This window comes from Streptomyces europaeiscabiei, assembly GCF_001550375.1.
GTDB lineage: Bacteria > Actinomycetota > Actinomycetes > Streptomycetales > Streptomycetaceae > Streptomyces > Streptomyces europaeiscabiei.
Window position 1 is genome coordinate 1 of record NZ_LRTR01000072.1, and the last position, 4,340, is coordinate 4,340.

2 protein-coding genes are annotated in these 4,340 nt (G+C 74.4%); both read right to left on the reverse strand.

From position 1 onward, the window contains the following. Positions 1-1,615, reverse strand: a 1,615-nt coding sequence (locus AWZ10_RS53430) for an SWIM zinc finger family protein (protein WP_244172369.1), incomplete at its 3' end; no start/stop codon positions are given. 746 nt (positions 1,616-2,361) lie between these two features. After that, positions 2,362-4,340: DEAD/DEAH box helicase (locus tag AWZ10_RS03165; RefSeq protein ID WP_060890381.1), on the reverse strand; the 1,979-nt coding region annotated here is incomplete at its 5' end.

A 4,340-nucleotide genomic window follows, 5' to 3' on the forward strand; every position in this document is an offset into this window, starting at 1 on the left:
GTACCCCCGCAAGCGGTGCGGGCTCCTGCTCCTGCGCGGCACGCGCCGCACGGGCCGCGTTCCGCCGCGACAACGCGTCGAGCAACTCCCGCTCGCCCCGGCCCCGCAGCAGCAACAGCACGAACGGGTCCTCGTCCAGCAACCGCGCCGTCTGATAGCAGAGCGCGGCCGCGTGTTTGCAGGGGTGCCCGAAGTCGGGGCAACTGCAACGGGGCTCGAGCTCCCCCGCGCCGGGCAACAGACGCACGCCACGCCCGGCTCCGGTGCCACGGGCTGCTCGGCGTCCGGGTTCGCCGCCTACTTCGACTCCGGCTTCGGAGCCGACTTCAGGTCCCGGTCCGGCTTCGGAGCCGGTCTCGGGTCCGGCGAGCGCCTGCGGCAGCTCCTTGTCCAACAGTGCGGCGATGTGGCCCGGTTGCTCCGCCGCCGCGTCCAGGAAGCGGTCCCATTCGTCGTCGTCCAGCGTCCGCAGGCGGAGTTGCACCCGGTACGGCCGAGCCCTGCTCCCGTGCACATACGCCAGCACCAGCCCCGGGGTGACGGTGATCGCGTCCACCTGTCCCTTGTCGGCGTAGGACCGCCCCCGCGCCAACCGCGCCGCGTCCAACGCGCCCTCTTCCAGAGCCGTCACCCACGCGTTGCCCCACCAACTCTCCGCGAACGCCTCCCCGACCGAGGGGCGCGGCGGGAACGGGTGGAAGGTACGCCGCAGTTCGCCGTCCCGGGAGGGGGCGGCCATGGTGCGGGGGACGCGGGGAGCTGCCGGGAGGGCGGTGTCCGGCCGGGGGGTGGTGGGCCGGCCGGGGGCCGACTGCGGGTCGGGTACGGCTGAGGAGTGCTCCCGCCGCGGGGAGGAGCCGCCTGTGTCTGGGGACGCCGGGGACGGGTCGTGCGTGGCGTGGCCGGGAACGGCGGGGCCATGGGACGCACGGTCCCGCCCTACGCCCTCGCGAGGTGGCGGCGACGCACGGAACTCACCCTCCGCCGAACCGCCACCGTCCCACTCGCTGTCCGTGCCCACGACGGAGATCTCGTCGAGTTCCGGCTCGGGTTCCGGCCGGGGTTCCGGCTCGGGTTCCGGCTCATCGGAGGGCAATTTGAAGGCGTCGGCGAGCAGTTCGCGTACGTCCCGAACCCGATTTTCCTCAGCCCGGTCTCCCGACGTCCCGCCTGGAGCCCGATCTTCGCCTGGGGCCGGACCTCCCGGCCCTCCACCCGGAGCCTGATCTCCAGGCAGTCTCCCCGCCGAGGCGCTGCCTACCGGAACGCCTCCCGAGGGCCTACCACTCGGGGCGTCCCCCGGGCCCTGAATTCCAGATGCCCGGCCTGCTCCGACATCGCCTCCATGGCTCCGTCCCTCCCGCAACCGGGTCGGCGGCGGGCCCGCGGCCCCCAGCGAAGTCCTGCCCCCCTTGCCCACAGCCCCGGCCCGAGCACCCTCCGCCTCTTCCCGGGCCCGCTCGGCGGCATCGCGTGCGGCCCGCAAGGCTTCCCGGGCGACGTCGCCGGGGCGAGCAGCGGGCTTCGCGGCCGTACCGGGGCGAGCGCCGGACATGGTTCCCGCACCGGGGCGAGCTGCGGGCGCGGTCCTCTCACCGGGCCGCCCACCGGGCATGGTTCCGTCGGGCATGGTTCCGTCATCGGCCCGGGAACCGGGCTGCGGCTCCCCGCCGGGGCGGTCACCGTGCCCGGTCGTCTCGTGGGTCCGAGCAGCGGTACCAGTCCCCTCACCGAACCGGGAGTCCCCGGCCTCGGCACAAGCACGCTCCCTCGCCCGACTGTCCGGAGCGCTCCGCGTCACCGGCCCGGGCACATCCGGCTCCACCACCGACCCGACCGCGCTCTGCCCTCCGACCGGCTCAGCCGCGCCGCGTTCCCCCCTCGGCTCCTCAGCGCCGGCCGCCCTGGACTGCGCAGCCTTCCGCAACGCCTCCCGGGCCACGTCACCCGGCCGAGCGGCGGCCTGTGGGGCTGTCCGAGCCCCGGACGGCTCCCCGGGCCTTGTTGTACCCGCACCCGGAGCAGAACCCGAGCCTCGCTGATCCCCGGCCTCGGCCTCGGCCCCGTGCCTGTCGCGTTCCCGCGCCGCCCGCAACGCCCGGCGGGCCGCGTCGGCGGGACGGGGCCCGGTGCCGTGATCCGGTCCGCCCGCGCCCTCGCGACCTGCCGCAATCGCAGCCGCGTCGGCATCCGCCCCGTCGGACGGCGAGACCTCTTCGCTCTCCTTCCGAAGACTCCCCAGCTCCTCCGCGTCCCCCACCGAAGGCGACACCCCGGGCGCGAACCCAGCGGCCTCGTCCCCGGCCCGCACGTCCTCCCCGGCACGCCTCTGCGCACCCTCCGGCGTCCCCGCTCCCCCACTCACGCGAGCCTCCGCAACGACACCAGGTCGGTCAGCTCCCGGTCACCCAGCTCCGTGAGAGCCGCCTCGCCCGAGCCGAGGACGGCGTCGGAGAGGGCCCGCTTTGATTCCAGCATCTCGGCGATGCGGTCCTCGACGGTGCCCTCGGTGATGAGGCGGTGCACTTGGACGGGCTGGGTCTGTCCGATGCGGTAGGCGCGGTCGGTGGCCTGTTCCTCGACGGCGGGGTTCCACCAGCGGTCGAAGTGGACGACATGGCCGGCGCGGGTGAGGTTCAAGCCGGTGCCGGCCGCCTTCAGGGACAGGACCAGGACCGGCGTCGCCCCGCTCTGGAAACGGTCCACCATGTGCTCGCGCTCCTTGACCGGTGTGCCGCCGTGCAGCAGCTCGACCGGGACGGCGCGGGCGGCGAGGTGCGCGGTGATCAGGCGGGCCATGCCGACGTACTGGGTGAAGACCAGCGCGGAGCCGTCCTCGGAGAGCAGCGTGTCCAACAGCTCGTCCAGCAGGGCCAGTTTGCCGGAGCGGGCGGCGAACCGGTCTCCGGCGGCAACGCCCGCCTCCTCCTTCAGATACAGCGCCGGGTGGTCGCAGATCTGCTTGAGGGCGCCGAGGAGTTTCAGGACCAGGCCCCGCCGGGCGATGCCCTCCGCCGTCTCGATGGCGAGCAGCGACTCGCGGACCACCGCCTCGTACAGGGCGGCCTGTTCGCGGGTGAGGGGGACGGGGTGGTCGGTCTCGGTCTTGGGCGGGAGTTCGGGGACGATGCCCGGGTCGGACTTCTTGCGGCGCAGGAGGAAGGGGCGGACCAGGCGGGCGAGGCGGGTCACGGCCTCGCCGTCCTCGCCGTTCTCCACGGCGCGGGCGTGGCGGGCGCGGAAGGACTTCAGCGGGCCGAGGAGCCCTGGGGTCGTCCAGTCGAGGAGGGCCCAGAGCTCGGAGAGGTTGTTCTCGACCGGGGTGCCGGTGAGGGCCACGCGGGCGGGTGTCGGAATCGTGCGCAGGGCCTTCGCCGTCGCCGAGTAGGGGTTCTTGACGTGCTGGGCCTCGTCGGCGACGACCATGCCCCACTCCTGCTGGGCCAGGCGTGGGGCCGTCGAGCGCATGGTGCCGTAGGTGGTGAGGACGAAGCCGTCGGCGTGGTCGTCCAGGGTGCGGTCGGGGCCGTGGAAGCGGTGGACGGGCACGCCGGGGGCGAAGCGGGTGATCTCGCGCTGCCAGTTGCCCAGCAGGGAGGCGGGGCAGACGACCAGCGTGGGTTCGGGGCGGGCCCGGCGCAGGTGGAGGGCGATGACCGTGATCGTCTTGCCGAGACCCATGTCGTCGGCGAGGCAGCCGCCGAGACCGAGGGAGGTCATGAGGTCCAGCCAGGCCAGGCCCCGGAGTTGGTAGTCGCGGAGGGTGGCCGCGAGGCCGGGTGGCGGTTCCGCCGTACCGATCCCCGCTGTCAGACGGTCACGGAGGGCGGCGAGCGCGCCCACCGGCACGGCCTCCACCGTCTCGCCGTCGATCTCGGCGGTGCCGGAGAGGGCCGCGGACAGGGCGTCCACCGGGTCGAGCAGGCCCAGTTCGCGTTTGCGGGCCTTGCGGACGAGGGCCGGGTCGACGAGGACCCACTGGTCGCGCAGGCGCACGATCGGGCGGTGGGCCTCGGCGAGGGTGTCCATCTCGGCCTCGGTGAGCGGGTCGCCGCCGAGGGCCAACTGCCAGCGGAACCGCAGCAGTTCCTCGCTCTCGAAGAAACCGGTGCCGTCCGTGGCGGAGCCGGGCGCGGTGCTCACCTCGGCACGGGCGCTCAGATCGTGGGCCAGGTCCCGGGGCCAGTGCACGGCGACGCCTGCCGCGCCGAGCCGGGTCGCGGCGACGCCGAGCAGGTCGGACAGCTCGTCCTCGGAGAGGGCGAGGACGTCGGGGACGTCCTGCTCGGAGAGCCGGTCCAGGGGCGGCCAGACGCGGGCCGCGCGCCTCACGGCGAGGG